Raw genomic sequence first — 19,635 nt, forward strand, 5'->3', positions numbered from 1 at the left:
CTTCTCCGCACAGTGCCAGTGTAGGTAAGCCCGTCAACTAGTTGATGGTGGAGATGATGCCGCCGTTGACGAAAATCGTCTGGGCCGTGGTCCACCCCGATTCCGGAAGCACCAGCAGCCTGGCCACCGGCAGGATGTCATCGCCGCGACCGATCTGGCCGTTGATGCTCATCGACTCCAGCCATCCGATGTTCTCGTCGGATTCGGCGGGATAGAAGAAGCTCGTCTGCAAGGGGCCGGGCGCGATGCAGTTGACGGTGATCCCCCTGCCACCAACCTCTTTGGCCAGCGCCTTGGTGAAATGCTCCACGGGGGCCTTGGATCCGGCGTAGGCACTGTACGTGGGCGCTAGCGCCCCCACCATGGTCGTGACGAAGCTCAGGATCCGCCCGTTGTCGGCCATCCGGCGCGCAGCCTCGCGCATCATGAAGAACACCGTCTTGGCGTTGGCGTTGAAAACACCGTCATATTCGTCTTCGGTGATATCCGCCAGGGGTTTCCGCACAATCATCCCCGCGGTGTTGATCAGGATGTCCCAGCGGCCAAACGCCTCGAAGGTGGCGTCGGCGACCTTGGTGCAGTTCTCCGGAACGGAAAGGTCAGCCTGGAAGCTGACCGCCTCGCCGCCGGACTCCTGGATCTGCCGAACGACGTCCGCGGCCATCGCTGACTTGTTATCGCTGCGATAGTGCACCACGATCTGAGCGCCGTCGTACGCCAGCGTCTGTGCAAGTGCCGCACCCATGTTGGCCGATGCCCCGGTAACCACCGCGACCTTCCCCGCCAGCGGCCGCTCCTGCGGCCGGTAGGGCTGAACCGGATCGATTGTCTGTGGGATGTCGACCATGTCTACTCCTCGTAGCAGTCAGTCGCCCGTGTCGGGCAAGCTTCAACGCTATGGGGTCGCCCTAACCAAAGCCAACAAAAGATGATTGACAGCTAACAAGCGCACCTTGTGAGACTCCCCCGCCCGGGAATGCCCGAACTACCGTCGGAGTTGTCGCTCGAGGGCTCACGAAGGGAACACCATGCCGCAGAAGGTCGTCATCGCCGGTGGTCACGGTCAGATCGCCGCGCATCTCATCCGCCTGCTGGCCGCACGCGGCGATACTGCCGTCGCGTTGATCCGCAATCCCGATCACGCCGCCGACGTCCGGGCATGGGGCGCTGAGCCGCTGGTTCTAGACCTGGAATCAGCCGACACAGAAACCGTCGCGGCGGCGCTGGCGGGAGCCGATGCCGCGGTCTTCGCCGCCGGTGCCGGACCGGGCAGCGGGCCGGCCCGCAAGGACACCGTCGACCGGGCCGCCGCCGTTCTCTTGGCCAGCGCATCAGAACACGCACAGATCCGCCGGTTCATTCAGATCAGTGCGTTCGGCGCCGGGGAGCCCGCACCGACCGAAGGCGACGAATCGTGGATCGCCTACGTGATCGCGAAGACGGCCGCCGAGGAAGACCTGCGCGCACGTGACGACTTGGACTGGACGATCCTGCGCCCGGGCCTACTCACCGACGCGGCACCGACCGGTTCAGTTACTTTGTCGTCCAGCATGATCGAGCGCGGGTCCGTCTCGCGGGCCGATGTTGCGACGGTGGTGGCGGGGCTGCTGACGACTCCGAATACAACGCACCAGGTCCTGTTCCTCACCGAAGGGCCCACACCGATCACCAGCGCGATCGCCGCGCTCTAGAGCAAAGCGAACAGCCGATCGAGGGTGCGTAGCTGCTCGTCGTACGGAGTGTCCAACTTGACCAGCAGCGTCGAGATGCCTGCCGCGCGATAGCGTTCCAGTCGTTCGCCGATCATCTCGTCGGTACCGACGAGGTTGGTCAGCCGACCCAGGTCCTCGGGAACAGCGTCTCGTGCCGCTTCCCGATCTCCGGCACGCCACAGCGATTCCACCGTACGGACGCCATCGCCGTATCCGAGCCGGGTGAATGCCTCGTTGTAGAAGTTTCGCCCGGACGCACCCATGGCGCCGATGGTGAAGGCATATCCGGAAGCGTGACGCTTGATCGCGGCTGCGGCATCGGTTGCGGTATCGGCGAATTCGAGAGCAACCGGTGCCACCAAATCGATATCGCTCAGCTCCCGTCCGGCGGCCACCGCCGCCTCCCCGATGGGGCCGAGGAACACCTCGGAGAGTTCCGGGATGAAGGAGTTACCGAGCCAGCCGTCGGCAAGTTCGCCGGTGAGCGCCAGATTCGCCGGACCCATGGCTGCGATGTAGATGGGCACGCCCTGCGGTGCCACCATGGGCCGCAAGGGTTTTCCGGAACTGCCCGGCAACGGCAACGTGTACACCTGCCCCTCGTACTGAAGCCGCTCCCCTCGGGCCACGATCCGGACGATGTCGATGGTTTCCCGGGTGGTCTGCACCGGCTTGGTGAAGCGCACCCCGTGCCAGCCCTCCATCACCTGCGGGCCCGAGGCGCCCACTCCGAGAATGAAGCGCCCGCCGGAGAGCTGTTGGATGCTCAGCGCCGACGTCGCCAGCATCGCCGGTGACCGCGAGCCCAGCTGAACCACGAAGGTCCCCAGGCCGATGGTCTCGGTGTGGGCAGCCAGGTAGGCAATACCGGTCAGGGCGTCATACCCCCATACCTCGGGCACCCAGAGCGAGGCCACCCCCAGCCGCTCAGCCCGCCGCGCAAAGTCGGCAGCACCCGGCAACCTCGGCTCGATCGTCACACCAATTCGCATCCGACCCTCCATCGCAGACGTAGGATCAGCCTATGCGATACCGCGACTGTCCCACTATCGAAGTGTCACAACGGATGTCGGGAACAGTCGCCGAAGCGTGGGCTCTGGTCACCGATATCTCCTTCCCCACCTACTGCACAGGAGAGCTCATCGACGTCCAGTGGCTGGACGGCGCCGACAAGGTTGCGGTGGGCGCGCGATTCAAGGGCACCAACGGTGGGGATGGCAGCCGGTGGGAAACCATTTCGGAGATCACCGAGGTCGGGCCCGAGTCTCGCTGGGTGTGGAACGTGCTCTCCGAGGGCGGGACGTATGCGGCGAGTTGGGGTTTCGAGGTAGAACCGGCCAGTGATGGAGTGATCGTGCGGCAATGGGGGCGCCTCGGTCCGGGCCCCTCGGGATTGACACCCGCGATCAAGGCCATGCCCGAGAAGGAAGCGCGCATCGTGTCACGCCGCCTACAGGAATGGCAGGCGGGAATGGAGTCCAACCTCCGCGAGATCGCCGAACGTCTGTCGCGCTAGCCGGTCAAGTTCTCGGGCTCGGACCAGCCGATCAGCTCATCGCGGGCCCGGGCCACACGCGACCGGATGGTGCCGATCGCACAGCCGCAGACATCCGCCGTCTCCGCGTAGGACAGGCCTACAACCTGCGTGAGCACCAACGCCTCGCGCCGGTCGTCGTCGAGCGCTGCCAGCAGAGACTTGAGCTCCACCAACTCCTCGAACCGATGTGTCGGGCGGCGCAGTGACGCTTCCTCAAGGTCGGCGCCGTGCGCAATACGCGGCCGGGACTTCAGGTGACGAATATGGTCGGCAACCACGCGGCGCGCGATCGACAGCAGCCAGGTGCGCACCGTCGAGCGTCCCGCGAACCGCGGCAGCGCGCCGAGGGCCCTCAGGTATGTCTCCTGGGTGAGGTCATCGGCGACACCGGTATCGGCCAGGTAGGCGACGAATCGCCACACGTCACCCTGGGTCGCCTTGACCAAAGATTCGAGGGCGGATTGGTCACCACGACCGGCGGACAGCGCAAGCTCAAGCAGCTGCTCGTCGTCGGTGCCGGTGGCCACGAGTCCTACTCTATGTCGTAGACGTTCACAGGTGAACAGCGGGAACTCTTTAACCGGTTCATCCGACCAATATTTCGTGACTTATACCGAGGACAGGCCCGATGCTCGCGAGTCCCAGACGAACACCGTGTGGGGGCGATTCGCACCGATCGTACTGCGCCTGCACTTCTACGCGGGGCTCCTCGTCGGCCCGTTCCTGCTGATCGCGGCGCTGACCGGGCTCGCGTACGCGCTGGTGGGACAGGTCGATGCCGTCGTGTACCGCCAGGAGCTCAAGGTCGATTCCGTCGGATCCCAGCAGCTGCCGCTATCGCAACAACTGGCGGTCGCGACCGCGGCGCAGCCGTCCGGCACGGTCACCTCCATTCGCCCGCCGGCGGCGCCGGACGATACGACCCGCGTAGTGCTGGCCGTTCCCGAAGACAACACCGTTCCCGCCGACTACTCGCGCACGGTGTTCGTCGATCCGTACAGCGGGGAGATCCGCGGCACCTTGACCACGTACGGCGAATGGCTGCCGGTACGCGCCTGGTTCGACGAGCTGCACCGGAACCTGCATCTGGGCGCGTTCGGGCGCAACTACAGCGAACTTGCGGCCAGCTGGCTGTGGGTGGTCGCCCTGGGCGGGCTGTTGCTGTGGATCGGCTACCGCCGCCGTACCGGACGGCTGAGCAGGATCGCGCTCCCCGATCGGGACGCCACCCCGCGACGGCGCAGATTGACCTGGCACGGCGCGGTCGGGGTCTGGATTGTTCTTGGGCTGCTGGCGCTTTCGGTTACCGGGCTCACCTGGTCGCGTTATGCCGGCACCAACATCGGTGATCTCACCCAGGCCATCCGCCCGGCGCTGTCCACCGAGCTCAACCCGGCTGCTGCCGCCACGCCGATGACCGGACATGAGCACCATGGCGCCGCCGCGACGTCAGGCGGCGAGCCGCTGGCCGGTGTCAACACGGTGCTGCAGACGGTGCGTGAGGCCGGGCTGCGTGGGCCGCTGTGGATGACACCGCCGCCCGGGCCCAACACGGCATGGCTGGTCTCCGAGCGCAAGCGCAACATCCCGACGTATCTGGACGCCATCACCGTGAATGCCGCCAACGGGGAGATCACCGGGCGCAGTAATTTCTCGGAGTGGTCACTGCTGCAGAAGTCGACGGAGTGGGCGATCGACGGGCACATGGGCGTCCTGTTCGGCATCCCGAATCAGATTCTGGTCGCGCTCATCGTGATTGGTCTCATCACCGTGATCACCCGCGGCTATCTGATGTGGTGGCGCAGGCGCCCGACCAAGAGTGGCCGCTGGTCCGTACCGCCGCGACGGGGCGGCCTACTTGCTCTCAAACCGCTGGAATTGGCCGGGGTGGCGGCAGCTGTGATCGGAGCCGGCTGGTTCATGCCGCTGCTGGGAATCTCACTGGCGGCGTTCCTCGCCGTCGACCTTGTCTGGGGGTTCGTGGCGAACCGCCGCGCCGGGGCGTCAGGCGGCTGAGTTGTCGGTGGAGCGCAGATGCCGCTCCCCCGCAGCCACTTCGTCGAGGAACACCGCGCGATGCTGGTTCGGCGGTGTACGTCCGGCACGGTAGTCACGCAGCACCAGCAGCGCGAAGATCAACCCGAGTAGTACCGGCGAGTGGCTGATGACGCGCGCCAATGTCACCTGATCGTTGACGGCGTCGTTGATCACGTACCCGGTGAGCACGAGCGCGAATGCGCCCAGCACCGTTGCCATTCCGGCCGCGGCGGCGGGACGCACACCGGCGATCACCATGGCCACGCCGAGGGCCACCACCCAGGCGGTGGATTCGTTCATCAGATGCTCGCCGGTCATCGCACCGTGGTGATGCGACGACACCATCCCGAAGTCGATTCCCGCGACTTGCATCCCGGCCACACCTAGCTGAAGCAGCCCGATGAGCACCAGTGCGCACCGGTTGATGTTCTGACGCGCCCAGTGCGCGTACCGGGCCATTGGCGTGAGGGGTTCGACGGCCGCGGCTGCCAGGATCTGTCCGGTGAGGTCGCGCGTCGGGGCCGAACGCGCGTAGGCGAACTGACGATCCAGTCCGCGCGCCCGTCCCAGCCATTCCCGGCAGGACGCGCAGGAGAGCACATGCTCATCCAGACGCTTGCGCGCGACGCTCGCCTGCTCACCGTCGACCCACGCCGACAGCTGCTCGCGCACTTCCTGACAGTTCACCCCTCTATGGTCGCCTATCGCGTGAACTTAGGTGTGAAGACCCCTGATCTGCGGACCTCTACAGCGCCGCGAGCAGCTGATTCGAGTCCGCAACGGCACCGAACACCCCGCCCTGCATGGTCACCATCTTGAGCGCGGCGGCGTGGTTTCCGGGATCGGTCGCACCGGTGCAATCGGACAAGATGAGGCATTCAAAGCCTCGATCGTTGGCCTCGCGCATGGTGGTGTGCACGCAGACATCTGTCGTGATGCCCGTCAGCACGATGTACCGAATGCCGCGGGTGCGCAGCACCAAATCGAGATCGGTTGCGTAGAAGGCCCCCTTGCCCGGCTTGTCGATGACGGGCTCGCCCGGCAGCGGGGCCACCTCCGGCACAATTTCCCATCCTGGTTCCCCCTGAACCAGGATCCGCCCGCAAGGCCCAGCCACGCCGATCTCGGCGCCAATCCGGGCAGACCGCCATCGTTTGTTGGCCGGCAAGTCCGAGAGATCCGGTCGATGGCCCTCGCGAGTGTGAATGATGGTCATCCCTGCGGCCCGTGTCGCCGCGAGCACACGTGCCGTCGGTTCCAAACCTGCACGCGTCAGCGATAGGTCATAACCCATGGTGTCGACGTACCCGCCGGGACCGCAGAAATCGACCTGCCAATCGATGCACAGCACGGCGGTGTGCGCGGGGTCCACGGGGCCGTCAAACGGCCACGGGTACGGCTGTGCGTCCACCTGCCCCGTCATGCCGACACCCCGCGCCGCGCGTGGCGTATCGCGACATAGACAAGTGCGGCGGTCACCATTCCCACCAGAGCGTCGGAAAACTGCGGCGCCCACAGATGTGCGGCCAACGCCGACGCCGCGCCCGCCGCCCAGGCCCCGAAGGACTCCCAACGAATCGCCGCGTCACCCGTGGTGAATCCGAAACGCGGCAACACTAACTGGTCAAGGATGAGCACCGTTCCGATGGGCGGAACCACCACACCCAAGAGGGTCAGCCACTGCTCGAACTGCGACCACACACCCAGCACCGCCAACAACACCCCCACCGAGCCGAGCAGCACGGCCAGCAGCCGCATCTTCTGACCGGCGAGTTGGCTCCAGCCGACCGCGCCGTTGTACAGGCAATGCGTGCAGACCGACCCCAGGTTGACGAAAACGAACGCTATGGAGACCGGCACCAGCCAACCGCCCGCGCCGATCAGCGCGCCGAGGAAATTGCCGCCGTCCGTACCGGGTGAAGGTGCGGCACCCAGGGCAACGATCAGGCCGCCGATCACCATGGCAATGGCGTTGCCGAGCGGGAAGGCCGCAAAAGAGGCCCAAAAGCCTTGGCGCCCACTGCGAGACCAGCGGGTGAAGTCCGCGGTCATGGTCCCTGAATCGATGAAACAGGCGACCACCAGGGTAACCGCGGCGCCCATGCTCATCGCGGCCCCGCCCGCTCCTCCGCCATAGCCGAAGGCGTCCGCAAGCGTCGAATTACGCAGGGCCAGAGCAATAGCCACCGCACCCAGCAACAGATATAGCGGCGCGGCAACCAGGCCGATCACCGACAGCGCCCTGATGCCGAGCAGCGTCACCGTCACATAGCCGATGCCTGCGGCCAGGGCCGTCCACCGCGCGTCCCATCCTGCGCTGCTGGCCAACACCGATCCGGTGAGACCCGTCTGGAACGCGAACCAACCGATCACCACGGTAGCCAGGAAGCCGGAGACCACCCGGTATCCGAGCGTCCCGAATGTCCCGATCGCGATGAGCGCGAAGTTCTTTCCCGTCTTACCTGCGAGGTAACTCAATGCACCGACGTAGCCGGTCAGCACGGCGTTGCCCAATGCGATCGCCAACATCCCGCGCCAAAAGCCCAGCGAGTAGACGACGAGCCCGCCAAATACGGCGCAGGTCAGGATCATCGGGAATCCGAGCCACACCGCGCCAACGGAGATCAGGCTTCGTCGCGCGTGTTGCGGAACCGGTTCGTTCTCGTACTCGGAGCTCCCGGATTCGGGGGCGTCGGCGGCAGTGACGTCTGACGAAGCAGCGACTTCTGTGGTCATCGACGCACAGGATCTCGGCACGATGTTGCACGCGCGGTCCGCACCGGTTACGTGTGCGTGACGACACCCCCCCCGGTTCAATACCGGGGGGTCTAGGCGTGCGCGCCCCAGCCAAACACCCGTGATGTCAGTAGAACCAGGCCCAGAGACACCGCCGCCACCACCACCAGACCGATCACCGCGACGACGAGCGGGCGCCAGCCGCTGCGAGCGATCTCCCGGAAATTGGTGTTCAGCCCCACTCCGGCGAAGGTCAGCAGAAATGCCCACTTGGACACATTGACCAGGTTGTTGACCTGACCCTTTGTCAGCCACCCGAGGGTCACGACGGCGGATACGGCCAGGAAGCCCAGAACGAACTTGGGGAACTTGTCCCACACGAACGCGGCCCTGGCCTTCAGTCCGGGAGCGACGTTGTCCGCCTCACCGCGGGCCGCCCAGTACAGCGCGAAACCGAGCACCACGAACCCGATGAGCGCGTTGCGGGTGGATTTGACGACCGTTGCGATGTCACCAGCATGCTCGGAGTAGAGGCGCCCCGTGGCGACCGTCTCGGCGGTGTTGTCGACGGCCAGGCCCGCCCACAAACCGAACTCGTAGTCAGTGAGGCCAAGCCCGTGTCCGATCGCCGGCAGGGTGAACAATGCCACCGCGCCGAGCGCCAGAATGGACGCGATGGCGTAGCTGACGTCGGAATTGCGGGCCCGGATGGCGCCCTTGGCCGCGATGATGGCCGACACCCCGCAGATCGAGGTGCCGATGGCGAGCAGCGATCCCAACTTTCCGCTCAGCCCAAACCATCTGGCCGCCAACAAGATGATGGAACCGGCCACGGTCATGTCCACCAGGATCTGCACCAGGCTGGTGCCACCCAACTTGAGGACGTCGCCCAGCACGAATCGCGCACCGAGCGCCACGATGCCGATCTTGAGCCAGAACTCGTAGGTCTGCACCCCGGGCCGGAAGATGCGATGTAGCCCGATGGTGTTGGTGATCAGCAGGCCGATCACGATGGCCCACAAGACATATTCGATGTCGGGCACCGTCCAGTGCTGCGCCTTGGCCAGATCTTTCCACCAAATCTGCGCGTACTTGCCCAGCAGACCCACGCCGATGAGCAGCAGGATGCCGGGCACGTAGTCGAGTGGGCGGTGCGAGGTGAAACTCGCCTCAGGGTCTTCGTATGCCTCGGCGGCGGTTTGTGTCTCGGTCTTTGAAGTCATCGGGTCACCACGGAATCTTCGGCAGCACATTGGCCACGGCCAGTAGGGCGATCACACCGGCGATGATGGTTGCCCACCAGTCGACGCCTATGCGCGCGATGAGAGATGTTGTGGGCTGGTCCGCGGCGGGTGTCGAGGCGCCGGACTGTTCGTCGGTCACGGACGGAAATCTTTCTGCTGCGCCACCAGGCCCGCAAGACATCCGCTCGTATTGAGTCGAGGCCAGGCCCCGGATCAAACTTGACACCCTGTCAAGTACAGTCGACGACGCCCGCAGACAACGCCGTCGGAAGGTCCTCGTCCCGTGTATCCAGGCACCCACGCAGCCCAGTTCCCCGACAAGCCCGCCGTCGTGATGGCAGGCTCCGGGGCCACGCTCACCTACGGAGAGTTGGACGAGCAGTCCCGGCGGTTGGCCCGCCACTGGTATGACAGCGGTCTACGCAGAGGCGATCACGTGGCGCTGCTCAGCGACAACGTTCCCGAGGTGTTCGTCGTGTACTGGGCCGCACTGCGGTCCGGGCTGTACATCACGTCGGTCAACCATCACCTGGCGCCCGCGGAAGTCAGCTACATCGTCAACGATTCCGGCTCCACGGCACTCGTGGTCGCCGCCGGTGTGCGAGAGCAGGCCGAGGCGATCCTCGACGACATTCCGGCAGTCACGCTGCGCCTGGCATTCGGCGGCGAGGTGCCCGGGTACGACTCGTACGAAGAGGCGCTCGAAAATGCCGCCGACGAGCCGCTCCCCTCACAGCCCGCCGGGTCGGACATGCTGTACTCCTCGGGAACGACCGGTCGGCCCAAGGGAATCAAGGTTCCGCTCATGGACCGGCAGATCGATGAGCCAAGTCCATTCGCGATGCTTTTCGCCCATCTGTACGGATTCAACGCCGACACCGTGTATCTGTCGCCGGCACCGATCTATCACGCGGCACCGCTGCGGTTTTGCGGCTTTGTGCAGTCGATGGGTGGCACCGCGGTGGTCATGGAACGCTTCGGCGCCGAAGAGGCGCTGGCGGCCATCGAGAAACACCGGATAACCCACAGCCAATGGGTTCCGACGATGTTTGTGCGAATGCTGAAGCTGCCCAAAGAAATCCGGGACCGATACGACGTTTCCTCACTCAAGGTCGCCGTGCATGCCGCCGCGCCATGCCCCATCGAGGTGAAACAGTCGATGATCGATTGGTGGGGCCCGATCCTGTACGAGTACTACTCCTCCACCGAGGGCAATGGTGTCACCTTCATCGACTGCGAGACCTGGCTCAAGCGGCCGGGTTCGGTCGGCAGCCCCGCACTCGGGGTACTGCATATCTGCGACGAAGAAGGCGCCGAGCTTCCCGCCGGTGAGGCCGGGCTGGTGTATTTCGAGCGAGACGAGCTGCCGTTCGCCTATCACAACGACGACGAAAAGACGCGTAGCGCTTGCCATCCCAATCATGAGACGTGGACGACGACGGGCGATATCGGCTACGTCGACGACGAGGGCTTCCTGTTCTTGACCGACCGCAAGGCATTCATGATCATTTCCGGGGGCGTGAACATCTACCCCCAGGAGATCGAAAATGCGCTGGCGCTGCACCCTGCCGTGTTGGATGTCGCCGTCATCGGGGTGCCCGATGCCGAGATGGGCGAATCGGTAAAGGCGGTGGTGCAACCCGAGGATCCCTCGGTGGATCGAGAGGCTCTCGCCGCCGAGCTCGCCGAATTTCTGTGTGAGCGCATCGCCCGGTACAAGGTGCCCCGTAGCTTTGACTTCACCGATACCCTTCCGCGCACCCCCACCGGTAAGCTCGCCAAAGGACAGGTGCGCCAGAAATATTGGGAGGGGGCTCAATGAGGACGGTGGCCGCGATCTGCGTTGCCGCGGGGTTACTGACAGGGTGTTCGACATCCGCCACACAGGAGGGGCCATCGAGCGCGCCGAGCGTCACGGTGCCCACAGTTCAACCGGGTGTCATGCCCAATCTGACCGGACTGCAGTGGAGTGACGTGAAACCCCTGCTGCGCAAGTTGGGCAGGGTCAACGTGGCCACCAAGGAAATTCCCGTCGACGACCCGAGTAAGAAGTCCCGGATCATCGCACAGGACCCCACCGCAGGGGCTCACCTCGAGCCGGGCGCGAAGATCACCCTTACTTTCGGAACCTAAGGCGCAGCAGCACCTTTCGAGCATTACCGGGCTACTCTTCACGAGACCGCACCCGCGGACATCACCGCACAGCCGTCTGCCCGGCACGGCCGCGACGCGGATTCGATTCGTCTTGACCCCAGGCCAGCTCCCCATGCCCCGGTCCGGCCTCCCGCCGCCATTCGCCCCCTCTTGACACGGCGGCACTCCATTGAGATGCTCGCAGCATTCGCATGTCAACAGAATTTGAATGCGCGGAGTTCACTCACTGAGGAGGGTCATGGCCACCTATCCAGATCGCCCTATCGCCGGTTCCCGGATCGTCATCACCGGTGCGACCAACGGAATCGGAAAGGAGATTGCCCGGGCTCTGGCGCGGCGCGGGGCGCTGCTGACCCTGCTGGCCCGGGATCCCGACAAGGCCACCGAGACGGTCCGTGAACTGGCGGCCGAGAACGGCGCGATCACGGCGCCGGAGTACATCCAGGCCGACCTCGCCGACCTGGACTCGGTGCGGGCCGCAGCACGCGAGATCGCCGCGACACACCCCCGGATCGACACGCTGGTGAACAACGCCGGCATCCACTCCCTCACCGGCAAGCCCAGCACCGACGGCTTTGACCTGATGACCGCGACCAACCACCTCGGGCCGTTTCTGCTGACCAACCTGCTACTGGATCCGATCATCGCCGCGGATCGTGCACGCATCGTCGTCACCGCTTCCGAGGCGCATCGGTCGTGGCCGCGTATCGACTTGGAGCGATTCACAGAACCACGCCGCTACAAGGCGATCCGCTCGGAGGTTCGGTACGGCCAGTCAAAGCTGATGAACATCTTGTTCACCCAGGAACTTGCGCGGCGCCTCGAGGGCACCGGCGTGACGGTCAACTGCTTCTGCCCCGGCATGGTGTCGACCGGACTGGTTCGGGACAGCCGCGTGCTCACCGCGGCGACGGGCCTTGCCTCGCGCACACCATTCGTGCGACGGCCCGATCAGGGCGCCAAGATGGGAATCCGGTTGGTGCTCGATGAGGATCTCGCAAGTATCACCGGGCAGTTCTTCACCTCCACCCCTGGACTGGGCCTCTTGCCGGCCGTACGAATCCGTTCCAACCTGCAGGCGCAAGAAGGACTGTGGCGGCGCTCCGGCGAGCTGGTGAATCTGTAACACCGTGATCCGGATCTACTCGCGGCAGAAAACCCACGCAGACTACGCCCGCATCCCATCTTCCGGCCGGTTCGCGGAGAGATCGAAGGCTGGGAGAAGGTGCTGCCGGATTACCCGGCGTGAGGTCTCACTACCCGGCCAATGTGGCCGCGTAGAGCGCGAGTTCGTCACCGACGTTGGCGATGGTCGCGGCACCGTCGGTCTCCATCGCTGCCCCGAATGTGTCGCGCACCTCTTCGATGGTGAGCTGAGCCGAGGTGACACCCTGCGCCTCGCCGAGGAAGACCCGCGCGAATCGCCCGCCGCCGGCGCTGAAGCTGACCCCCGAACAAGGCACGTCATCGGATACCAGGAAGGCCGCCACCGGTGCCACAGCTGCGGCGGGGAAGGTATCGCGAAGCCAACTGAGCGCCGGTTCGGGCATGTTCTCCACCATTCGGGTGAACCCGACCGGGAGCAGCGCGTTCACCTTGATGCCGTACGCCGGTCCCGCGAGGCCCAGATTGGTTGTCATGCCGATCATTCCGGCCTTTGCGGTCGGATAGGTGCAGGCCTCCCCCTGCCCGAACATGCTGCCCGAGGAGATGTTCAGGATTCGCCCGTATCCCTGGTCGACCATGGCCTTCCACGCCGGGCGCAGCACGTTGAACGGCCCGAGCAGCTGAACGCCGAGAACGGTGTCCACGTCCCCATCGGTGAGTTCGGCGAAAGCCTTGATGGGCCCGACGATTCCCGCGTTATTGATGACGATGTCGACCCGCCCCCAGGTGTCCAGCGCGGCGCCGACGATGGCACGTCCGCCGTCTCCGGTGGCGACGGTGTGCGTATCGGCGATGGCTTCACCGCCGAGCGCCTGAATTTCGGCCACCACCGAGCTGGCCGGGGTATCGGAACTGCCGGTGCCCAGCAGCTCGTCGGGCGATCCGATGTCGTTGACCACGACCTTGGCGCCGCGACTGGCCAGCAACAGCGCGTACTCACGCCCGAGCCCGCCTCCCGCACCGGTGACGATGGCTACCCGTCCATCGAATCGGATGTCATTCATTGACTGCTCCCACCCCAAACACACACGCCTCCATCTGAATTCATCTCGACGTTGAGTTGAACCCTCGCCTCGGCAGATACGTTATCGGAAATAACGTATGTGGCGCAAGGGTGATCTTGAGCGGCGTGCCGCTGAGGGCGATTCCGAGAAGACCACTCGACAGTGCCCGGCTATGAGCGACAAAACCCCCGGCTCAGCTGTCGCTCGTAGCCGGGCACCTGCACGCCCGATTCCGACCGCGCCGCAGTATGGGACCCCAGCCCCCGTGCTCCTGGGAGTGAGGGTCCAGGTGCTTCGCCTGTTTCCCATAAAGAACCAGCGCTACTCAAGACAGCGACAGCGCCTCGACAAGCGCCGGTAGCGCGGTGGCCGCGGTGGCCCGCCAGACCAGGTCCGCACGATCGGACAGATCGGTCTCATGCGGGTTGATCTCGACGACGGTGGCGCCACGGCTCAATGCCAACTGCGGGAGTCCCGCCGCCGGGTACACGATCCCGGACGTGCCGATGAGCAGCATCAGGTCGCAGTTCTGCGAATGCGCGACGGCATGACCGAATTCGACCTCAGGAAGCATCTCCCCGAACCACACGATGCTTGGCCGAACCTTTCCGCCACAGCCGCATTCGGGCGGCGCGACCCGCTCGGACTCGGGGGCGACGACCGTCGCCTCGAAACCGGTCTGGCAGGTGTCACAATGCGATTTGAGCAGGCTGCCGTGAACGTGGGTCACGTCCGTGCTGCCCGCGCGCTCGTGAAGGTCATCGACATTCTGAGTGACGATCCGGATGTCGCGGTGAGATCCCCACCGCGCCAGCGCACGATGCCCGTCGTTCGGCTGCACGTCCAGCAGCTGGATACGTCGATTCTGGTACCAGGCCCAGACAAGCCCCGGGTCCTCGTTCCAGGCTTCCGGTGTCGCCAGCGTCATCGGGTCGTATTTCGACCACAGTCCCGTCTGAACATCACGGAATGTGGGCAGCCCGCTCTCGGCGGACATGCCCGCGCCCGTGAGTACCGCGACGGTGCGCGCCTTCGACGCGGCGGCGACCAGTTCCTCGGGGACCTGCGTGTGCTTCATCGAACAAATTCTCACCCACACCGACCGCCCGCGTCCAAAATGGGCGTTTCTCAATTATCGGCGCGCGAAATCGACACAGACGATCTTCATTGGGCGTATGGTGCGCTCATCAAGATCACGAGTGGCCGATATGGCCACACAGACGCTGGAACGCGGCCGGGGTGCTCACGAGCGCGGCCGGCACAAAAGGCGAAAGCGTTCGCCACATAGTTCGACAACACCACCCTTACGGGTGAGCATCCAGGTCTACTCGGGGGGTCTCATGACTCTCGGACAGGTATTCGACCCTCGACGAAACGCGCTCAACGCGTGGCGACTTGCGTTGGCGACGACCGTCATTTTGTGGCATTCCTGGCCGCTCACCGGACATCGACTACCCTTCCCCGCCTACGAGGGATTGCTCGCACAGGTAGGAGTCGACGGATTCTTCGCACTCTCGGGCTTCCTCATCACCGCAAGCTGGATGCGCAATCCGAATCTGCGTGACTACTTCATCGCCCGGGCATTGCGCATCTTCCCCGGATTGTGGGTATGCCTGGCGATCACCGCATTCGTCATCGCACCCGTCAGTGTCGCGATCCAGGGTGGCTCTGCGGCGGGCTTGATGGGTTCCCTCAAACCAGTTGAGTACTTCCTCAACAACGCCGTTCTGAATGTGTTCTACGCGGGTATCGACGGAACACCACGCGACATTCCGTGGCCAGGCATCTGGAACGGATCGATCTGGACACTCATCTTCGAATTCGTCTGCTACATAGCAGTAGCCATCTTGGGCGTACTGGGGATGCTGGCGCGGCGATGGGTCATTCCCGCCGCGTTTGTGTTCTTCCTTTGTGCCGCAGCGTATTTGTCGTACCCCGTCTTTGCGATGGAGACTATTCCGCAGATGGTGGCACGATTCGCATTGATGTTCGCGGCGGGAGCGCTTGTTTACCAGTATCGAGATGTGCTCCCCGCCCGATGGTCACTCGTCATGATATGCGTTGGCGTACTTACACTCTCGGGACTGACCTCAAATTACCGCGTCATCGGTGCCCTCCCGCTCGCTTATGTCGTCATCACGTCCGGCGCGCTCATTCACGACAGACGACTCACCCTGCGCAACGACTTGTCCTATGGGGTGTACATCTACGCGTTTCCGATCCAGCAGTTGATGGCTGTTGCGGGACTAGCAGACCTCAAACCATTCGTGTTTTTCCTGCTCGCCGCTGCCGTCACCCTGCCACTGGCCGCGCTGAGCTGGTTCGTCGTAGAGAAACATGCGATGTCGCTCAAGACTCGATTCAGACGTGCACCGGTGCCCTGACGCAACGACGTTGCCTGCCGGCTTTACCGGCGCCTCTTGCGCCGCGCCCTGGGATCGGCACCATGGAGGGATGATTGAAACACTGACCGATATGCCCGACGGAGTCGTGGGGTTCCGGGTGTCCGGCAAGGTGGCCGGCGACGAGCTACGCGAGCTCGCTCCGACCATAGAAGAGTCCCTGACGGGCGATGAGCTGCGGATCGTCGAGGTGATCGCGAGCGACTACGAGGGCTTTGGACCCGGCGGACTCGCCGCAGACCTGAAGCTGGGCTTCGGAATGCTTTTCCAGCACCATTCGGCCTTCAAGAAGATCGCGGTGGTGACCGACAAGGAATGGGTGGCGCACACCCTGCACGCACTCGCGTGGATGGTGCCCGGTGAGATCTCGTTGTTCGGTCTCGACGAGCTGGACCGCGCGAAAGCCTGGGCCGCCGATTAGGTGATCAATACTCCTATCCCGGAATGACATCCATCAGGCGACGCGTACGATTCACACCGGCCGCGGGTCTGCGGCCCCCGCCAGAAACGCCTGTTCCAATAGCGCAAACAGCTCACATCGCTGTGTCGCACTCAGGGCGGACAGCACCCGACCCTCCGCTCCCCTGAGCGCCTCTACTATCTCGGCGTTCCGGCGTTTACCGACCGGCGTCATAACCACATCGTGACGGCGACGGTCCTCCGGGGACCGCTGCCGCTCGACGAAGCCAACGGCTTCCAGGTCGTTCAAAAGCCCGACCATGGTGGTCTTGTCCACACGCAGGGCTTCGGCGAGGTCCGCCTGCGACTGCTTGCCTGCGGCAGTCAAGACGTTGAGCACACCCATATGCAGCAGCCGCAGTTCGTGCTTACCCAATACGGCAGCCACTTCGACATGCATGCGTCGCAGGAGGATCTCGAACAGAGGTCCGAATAACCCCGCTGGGCTGGGGTGATCCTCAGGCGGAAACTCGCTCATGGCCCCAATAGTACATACATTCGTATCATCTGCTTTAATCAAATCATTAGTTCTACTCAAACTATTTGATTGGAGGAACCCACTGTGAACAGATCGAACCGGCCCGGCTTGACCGCCGGAGCAATCGTGGTGGCGATCGGCTTGGCCCTCACCACATCGGCAACCAGCTGGGCCGAGCCCGTCGAAATGGCTCCGCAATCCAGCCACCGCACCACCATCGACGGCTGGCACCTGTCGGTCGCCCTCTCGGGCGAGGTGATCAATGCGGTCCCCAACTTGGCCGGTGCGCAGAACTCTCGCGAGGCGTTCATGACGCTGTCCGCGCAAGCGAATATCGGCGGCAGCGGCAGCAATCCCGTCACCGCGGCCAATTTCGTCGCGGGCTACCAAGTCGGCTGCCAGGTCGACGTGTCACAGGGTCTTCAGATTGGCGGCACCGGTCAGCTGGCGGGATCGGTCGGCGCGACCATCAGCGGCCAGCCGGGGGTTCAGGTGGGCGGCACCGGCGCGATCGGCGGCTTTGTGCAGACCGACCTACAGCCGGGCGTGATCACCACTGTCGCGATGGGCACGATGCCCGTGACGGCAGGCATGGGGCGACTGGATATGCAAGACGTTCATGTGAAAGTGGATGCCTGTGGCGGACCGGTGACCGTGCGCTCTTACGCGACATTCGCCGTTGCCAGCGCCGTACAGCAGACGCAGTTGTCCGTATACGGCGATCCCTACGTCCTCAATTAGGAGCGACAAATGTTGCTGTTCAACAGAATTCCCCGATATCACGGTACCGCCCTGCGCGTGGCCTCCATCCTGGCATTGTCCGTGGGTACGGGTATCGCACACGCCGACCCCGGCCCCGTAACACCCCCACCCCCGCCGGTAATCGGGCCATTGCAGTACGGGCCACCGGGATACCCCGCGGCGATCGGGGTTCCGCTGCTTCCCCCGGCACGCTCGGGCGTATCCGTATCGGCCGACGCACTGAGCCCCGTGGCACCACCTCCGGCTACGCCCAACGCTCCCGGCGGCATCTCGGGAGTACGGACTTCGGCGGACGCGCTCAGTCCTGTCGCAGGGTCAGCGAGTCGGCCGTAGCACCACAATCCCCGGGACCGTAGCGAGGTACTCCCTCAGCGGTGTGTCCACAACTTGGTTGTTCACCTTCAATGACGATGCGTTGCGCAATACCGGCCCGGTTGGAGTGTGCAGGAAAATCCCTACGTGCGTGACGTCGAGCCCGCCGGCCGTCGCGTAGGCGCCCAGGTAATCACCGTCGCGAAGATTCGCGATGACACCGTCGGAGACACGAGCACTCGGCACATAGACAATTGTGCGTGGCCGCGGCACAAGCCCAGGCAGGTAACTGCCACCGGAATCCGTCAGGTTGAGCATCTTGGCTACCTGCTCCGTGGGCGCCCCAAGACTCGCCGTCACGTCGGTGGCGTTGATGGGCGCATCGGCGGCCCAGTCGGTGAAAAAGTGGCGGCGCTGCGTGAAGCTGACTTCTCCTGCGCGATAACGGATCTGGGTCAGCTGCGCCAGGAAATCGGCACGATTACTGGACCGCTTCAGCGCTTCGACATAGTCGGCGAACGTGAAGCAGTCCACGCGTGTGAGCTCGACAACCAATTGTTCCGGGACGGAAGCGGATCCAACCAGGGTGTCGGCACCGTAGGGCACCTGCAGAAAGAGGGCCGACACTCCGGCACTCAGCTGCCCGGGGTTCATGGTCGCGAGGCGGTTTCGTTCGGCGAGCAGCTCTTGAAGCCTGCGTTCATTCGCCGGGGAGATCTGCACAGTGTCCGCGGACGCGACAGGTGAGGCGCATAGCGCACATATCAGCGCCAGGACGACGAATAGGCCGTAGCGGGGTCGTTCCGGAACTCGACGCATTGTCGTGATGCCCTTCCCGTGCGATCCCAAGTAGCCCATCAACCAACGCTACCGATTCGACGCTCAAGCCCTAAGCCATTCATGCCCCGCCGTTTTGATCGCGGCCTCCTGGTCGCTGCCTCGTGTTGGTTGCACTTCGACGACCGCACTGCCGGTCAGCTCGAGGAAGTACGCGAATGCGGCGTACTCCCTCGGATGACGCGCGAGCACCTCCGGGTCCACATCGACCGGGCCATCGGGAAACGTGAACGCGGCAATGTCGTAGATCGCATTGCGCTGCTCGATGCGCCATACCCCGTCGCGCCGCGAGATCCGATCAAAGAAGCGAGCGTGCGACACACAGCCCAGTCTCGCCTCTGGACTGTCGGCCACGATCATGATGTTCGTCTCGGCGAGCGCGCGATCCCCATGAAAGGTGACATACGGGCTAGCGATGAGATGCTTGTTGCGTGCACTGCCGGCGCCGTGATCACGCGAGGCAGCGACGAAATCCCGTGCCGCTCCGGAGAACCATGTCACCGATATTGTCGCGTCTTCGTGGAACAGTGCGGCGAGCTCATCCCACTGGCCATTGTCGCGGTGCAACCAGCCCGTCAAGAGGTCGGCAATGACGAGACGATCCTCTACGCGAGACATCGGGAGCTCCTTCACAAGTACGCGGCGACTGAGCCCGACCATAACGTTTAGCGTGAGGAGTTAAGAGTGCCCGCGATCTACACGGCGAGACGACAACAAGCGTCTTGGCCCGAGAAACAAAAAATCCCAGGCCCTCTGACCTGGGATTATTGCGGAGCTAAGGGGATTCGAACCCA

At 64.2% G+C, this 19,635-nt stretch carries 23 protein-coding genes and 1 pseudogene; 11 read left to right on the forward strand and 13 right to left on the reverse strand.

The window, feature by feature from the left end; translation table 11 throughout:
- Positions 1–37 precede the first annotated feature (37 nt).
- Positions 38–847 carry an SDR family oxidoreductase gene (locus B4393_RS20735; RefSeq protein WP_078335680.1) on the reverse strand — a complete coding sequence of 270 codons (810 nt, stop codon included), beginning with the start codon at positions 845–847 and terminating at the stop codon, positions 38–40.
- A gap of 181 nt (positions 848–1,028) precedes the next feature.
- Here B4393_RS20735 and B4393_RS20740 point away from each other — a divergent pair, with 181 nt between their 5' ends.
- Positions 1,029–1,691, forward strand: a complete 663-nt coding sequence (locus B4393_RS20740) for an NAD(P)H-binding protein (protein ID WP_078335681.1) — start codon at positions 1,029–1,031, stop codon at positions 1,689–1,691.
- On the opposite strand, the gene B4393_RS20745 is transcribed toward B4393_RS20740, so the two are convergent.
- Positions 1,688–2,704, reverse strand: a complete 1,017-nt coding sequence (locus B4393_RS20745; protein WP_078335710.1) for an LLM class flavin-dependent oxidoreductase — start codon at positions 2,702–2,704, stop codon at positions 1,688–1,690. The genes B4393_RS20740 and B4393_RS20745 overlap by 4 nt on opposite strands.
- A 32-nt stretch (positions 2,705–2,736) precedes the next feature.
- Between B4393_RS20745 and B4393_RS20750 the strand changes: the two genes are divergently transcribed.
- Positions 2,737–3,228: an SRPBCC family protein gene (locus tag B4393_RS20750; protein WP_078335682.1), complete on the forward strand. Its 492-nt coding sequence runs from the start codon at positions 2,737–2,739 to the stop codon at positions 3,226–3,228.
- Here the strand turns inward: B4393_RS20750 and sigC are convergent.
- The gene (gene sigC / locus B4393_RS20755; RefSeq protein ID WP_070938832.1) at positions 3,225–3,776 is read right to left on the reverse strand and encodes an RNA polymerase sigma factor SigC; all 552 of its coding nucleotides are present in this window, start codon (positions 3,774–3,776) and stop codon (positions 3,225–3,227) included. The genes B4393_RS20750 and sigC overlap by 4 nt on opposite strands.
- A 76-nt stretch (positions 3,777–3,852) precedes the next feature.
- Between sigC and B4393_RS20760 the strand changes: the two genes are divergently transcribed.
- Positions 3,853–5,265 (forward strand): PepSY-associated TM helix domain-containing protein, encoded by a 1,413-nt coding sequence (locus B4393_RS20760; protein WP_078335683.1) that lies wholly within the window; start codon positions 3,853–3,855, stop codon positions 5,263–5,265.
- Here B4393_RS20760 and B4393_RS20765 read toward each other — a convergent pair.
- The 5 genes from B4393_RS20765 to B4393_RS27295 all read right to left on the reverse strand — a co-directional run bounded on the left by B4393_RS20765 (position 5,254) and on the right by B4393_RS27295 (position 9,405).
- The gene (locus tag B4393_RS20765; RefSeq protein WP_078335684.1) at positions 5,254–5,973 is read right to left on the reverse strand and encodes a DUF2275 domain-containing protein; all 720 of its coding nucleotides are present in this window, start codon (positions 5,971–5,973) and stop codon (positions 5,254–5,256) included. The genes B4393_RS20760 and B4393_RS20765 overlap by 12 nt on opposite strands.
- A 58-nt stretch (positions 5,974–6,031) precedes the next feature.
- Positions 6,032–6,709 carry a biuret amidohydrolase gene (biuH, locus tag B4393_RS20770; protein ID WP_078335685.1) on the reverse strand — a complete coding sequence of 226 codons (678 nt, stop codon included), beginning with the start codon at positions 6,707–6,709 and terminating at the stop codon, positions 6,032–6,034.
- Positions 6,706–8,022, reverse strand: a complete 1,317-nt coding sequence (locus B4393_RS20775; protein ID WP_078335686.1) for a cytosine permease — start codon at positions 8,020–8,022, stop codon at positions 6,706–6,708. Before B4393_RS20775 ends, biuH begins: the two co-directional genes overlap by 4 nt.
- A 92-nt stretch (positions 8,023–8,114) precedes the next feature.
- Positions 8,115–9,245, reverse strand: a complete 1,131-nt coding sequence (locus tag B4393_RS20780; RefSeq protein WP_078335687.1) for a YeiH family protein — start codon at positions 9,243–9,245, stop codon at positions 8,115–8,117.
- Positions 9,246–9,249: 4 nt separating this feature from the next.
- Positions 9,250–9,405: a hypothetical protein gene (locus B4393_RS27295; protein WP_109558521.1), complete on the reverse strand. Its 156-nt coding sequence runs from the start codon at positions 9,403–9,405 to the stop codon at positions 9,250–9,252.
- A 144-nt stretch (positions 9,406–9,549) separates the two neighbouring features.
- Between B4393_RS27295 and B4393_RS20785 the strand changes: the two genes are divergently transcribed.
- From B4393_RS20785 to B4393_RS20800, 4 genes and pseudogenes are all read left to right on the forward strand, one after another.
- Positions 9,550–11,088, forward strand: a complete 1,539-nt coding sequence (locus B4393_RS20785; RefSeq protein WP_078335688.1) for an acyl-CoA synthetase — start codon at positions 9,550–9,552, stop codon at positions 11,086–11,088.
- 119 nt (positions 11,089–11,207) lie between these two features.
- Entirely contained in the window at positions 11,208–11,399 is a 192-nt protein-coding gene (locus B4393_RS27865; protein ID WP_078335689.1) for a PASTA domain-containing protein, read from the forward strand.
- Between the two features lie 259 nt (positions 11,400–11,658).
- Positions 11,659–12,546: an SDR family NAD(P)-dependent oxidoreductase gene (locus B4393_RS20795; RefSeq protein WP_078335690.1), complete on the forward strand. Its 888-nt coding sequence runs from the start codon at positions 11,659–11,661 to the stop codon at positions 12,544–12,546.
- Between the two features lie 3 nt (positions 12,547–12,549).
- Positions 12,550–12,669: pseudogene (locus tag B4393_RS20800) on the forward strand (pyrimidine dimer DNA glycosylase/endonuclease V); the annotation flags it as partial.
- Between the two features lie 7 nt (positions 12,670–12,676).
- On the opposite strand, the gene B4393_RS20805 reads toward B4393_RS20800, so the two are convergent.
- A complete protein-coding gene (locus B4393_RS20805) occupies positions 12,677–13,591 on the reverse strand; it encodes an SDR family NAD(P)-dependent oxidoreductase (protein WP_078335691.1) in 915 nt (304 codons plus the stop codon).
- A gap of 325 nt (positions 13,592–13,916) precedes the next feature.
- Complete coding sequence (locus tag B4393_RS20810; protein WP_078335692.1) at positions 13,917–14,669, reverse strand: SIR2 family NAD-dependent protein deacylase; 753 nt, start codon at positions 14,667–14,669, stop codon at positions 13,917–13,919.
- Positions 14,670–14,931: 262 nt separating this feature from the next.
- Here B4393_RS20810 and B4393_RS20815 point away from each other — a divergent pair, with 262 nt between their 5' ends.
- Together B4393_RS20815 and B4393_RS20820 are read left to right on the forward strand one after the other, a co-directional pair.
- Positions 14,932–15,975 carry an acyltransferase family protein gene (locus tag B4393_RS20815; RefSeq protein WP_078335711.1) on the forward strand — a complete coding sequence of 348 codons (1,044 nt, stop codon included), beginning with the start codon at positions 14,932–14,934 and terminating at the stop codon, positions 15,973–15,975.
- A 70-nt stretch (positions 15,976–16,045) separates the two neighbouring features.
- Positions 16,046–16,414: a SpoIIAA family protein gene (locus B4393_RS20820; RefSeq protein WP_078335693.1), complete on the forward strand. Its 369-nt coding sequence runs from the start codon at positions 16,046–16,048 to the stop codon at positions 16,412–16,414.
- A gap of 51 nt (positions 16,415–16,465) precedes the next feature.
- Here B4393_RS20820 and B4393_RS20825 read toward each other — a convergent pair whose 3' ends face one another.
- On the reverse strand, positions 16,466–16,930 hold the full coding sequence (locus B4393_RS20825; protein WP_078335694.1) for a MarR family winged helix-turn-helix transcriptional regulator: 465 nt from the start codon (positions 16,928–16,930) through the stop codon (positions 16,466–16,468).
- Between the two features lie 84 nt (positions 16,931–17,014).
- On the opposite strand from B4393_RS20825, the gene B4393_RS20830 reads away from it, so the two are divergent.
- Complete coding sequence (locus tag B4393_RS20830; RefSeq protein ID WP_236743201.1) at positions 17,015–17,671, forward strand: MspA family porin; 657 nt, start codon at positions 17,015–17,017, stop codon at positions 17,669–17,671.
- A gap of 9 nt (positions 17,672–17,680) precedes the next feature.
- Positions 17,681–18,025 carry a hypothetical protein gene (locus B4393_RS27595; RefSeq protein ID WP_133285879.1) on the forward strand — a complete coding sequence of 115 codons (345 nt, stop codon included), beginning with the start codon at positions 17,681–17,683 and terminating at the stop codon, positions 18,023–18,025.
- Here B4393_RS27595 and B4393_RS20835 read toward each other — a convergent pair.
- Positions 18,008–18,862, reverse strand: coding sequence for an N-acetylmuramoyl-L-alanine amidase-like domain-containing protein (locus tag B4393_RS20835; protein WP_078335695.1), 855 nt, complete (start codon positions 18,860–18,862; stop codon positions 18,008–18,010). The two genes, B4393_RS27595 and B4393_RS20835, sit on opposite strands and share 18 nt — an antisense overlap.
- A 24-nt stretch (positions 18,863–18,886) precedes the next feature.
- Complete coding sequence (locus tag B4393_RS20840; RefSeq protein ID WP_078335713.1) at positions 18,887–19,459, reverse strand: nuclear transport factor 2 family protein; 573 nt, start codon at positions 19,457–19,459, stop codon at positions 18,887–18,889.
- Positions 19,460–19,635: the final 176 nt, after the last annotated feature.

Origin of the sequence: Mycobacteroides franklinii, assembly GCF_002013895.1 — a bacterium.
Lineage (GTDB): Bacteria > Actinomycetota > Actinomycetes > Mycobacteriales > Mycobacteriaceae > Mycobacterium > Mycobacterium franklinii.

Excerpts from the sequence above, each read along its gene's own strand:
- B4393_RS20815 (WP_078335711.1), top strand. The coding sequence starts at position 14,932 with ATGACTCTCGGACAGGTATTCGACCCTCGACGAAACGCGCTCAACGCG.
- B4393_RS20775 (WP_078335686.1), bottom strand. The coding sequence starts at position 8,022 with ATGACCACAGAAGTCGCTGCTTCGTCAGACGTCACTGCCGCCGACGCC.
- B4393_RS20825 (WP_078335694.1), bottom strand. The coding sequence starts at position 16,930 with ATGAGCGAGTTTCCGCCTGAGGATCACCCCAGCCCAGCGGGGTTATTC.
- B4393_RS20745 (WP_078335710.1), bottom strand. The coding sequence starts at position 2,704 with ATGCGAATTGGTGTGACGATCGAGCCGAGGTTGCCGGGTGCTGCCGAC.
- B4393_RS20740 (WP_078335681.1), top strand. The coding sequence starts at position 1,029 with ATGCCGCAGAAGGTCGTCATCGCCGGTGGTCACGGTCAGATCGCCGCG.
- B4393_RS20735 (WP_078335680.1), bottom strand. The coding sequence starts at position 847 with ATGGTCGACATCCCACAGACAATCGATCCGGTTCAGCCCTACCGGCCG.
- B4393_RS20805 (WP_078335691.1), bottom strand. The coding sequence starts at position 13,591 with ATGAATGACATCCGATTCGATGGACGGGTAGCCATCGTCACCGGTGCG.
- B4393_RS20840 (WP_078335713.1), bottom strand. The coding sequence starts at position 19,459 with ATGTCTCGCGTAGAGGATCGTCTCGTCATTGCCGACCTCTTGACGGGC.
- B4393_RS27865 (WP_078335689.1), top strand. The coding sequence starts at position 11,208 with ATGCCCAATCTGACCGGACTGCAGTGGAGTGACGTGAAACCCCTGCTG.
- biuH (WP_078335685.1), bottom strand. The coding sequence starts at position 6,709 with ATGACGGGGCAGGTGGACGCACAGCCGTACCCGTGGCCGTTTGACGGC.
- B4393_RS20780 (WP_078335687.1), bottom strand. The coding sequence starts at position 9,245 with ATGACTTCAAAGACCGAGACACAAACCGCCGCCGAGGCATACGAAGAC.
- B4393_RS20810 (WP_078335692.1), bottom strand. The coding sequence starts at position 14,669 with ATGAAGCACACGCAGGTCCCCGAGGAACTGGTCGCCGCCGCGTCGAAG.
- B4393_RS20795 (WP_078335690.1), top strand. The coding sequence starts at position 11,659 with ATGGCCACCTATCCAGATCGCCCTATCGCCGGTTCCCGGATCGTCATC.
- B4393_RS20835 (WP_078335695.1), bottom strand. The coding sequence starts at position 18,862 with ATGGGCTACTTGGGATCGCACGGGAAGGGCATCACGACAATGCGTCGA.
- B4393_RS20820 (WP_078335693.1), top strand. The coding sequence starts at position 16,046 with ATGATTGAAACACTGACCGATATGCCCGACGGAGTCGTGGGGTTCCGG.
- B4393_RS20750 (WP_078335682.1), top strand. The coding sequence starts at position 2,737 with ATGCGATACCGCGACTGTCCCACTATCGAAGTGTCACAACGGATGTCG.
- B4393_RS27595 (WP_133285879.1), top strand. The coding sequence starts at position 17,681 with ATGTTGCTGTTCAACAGAATTCCCCGATATCACGGTACCGCCCTGCGC.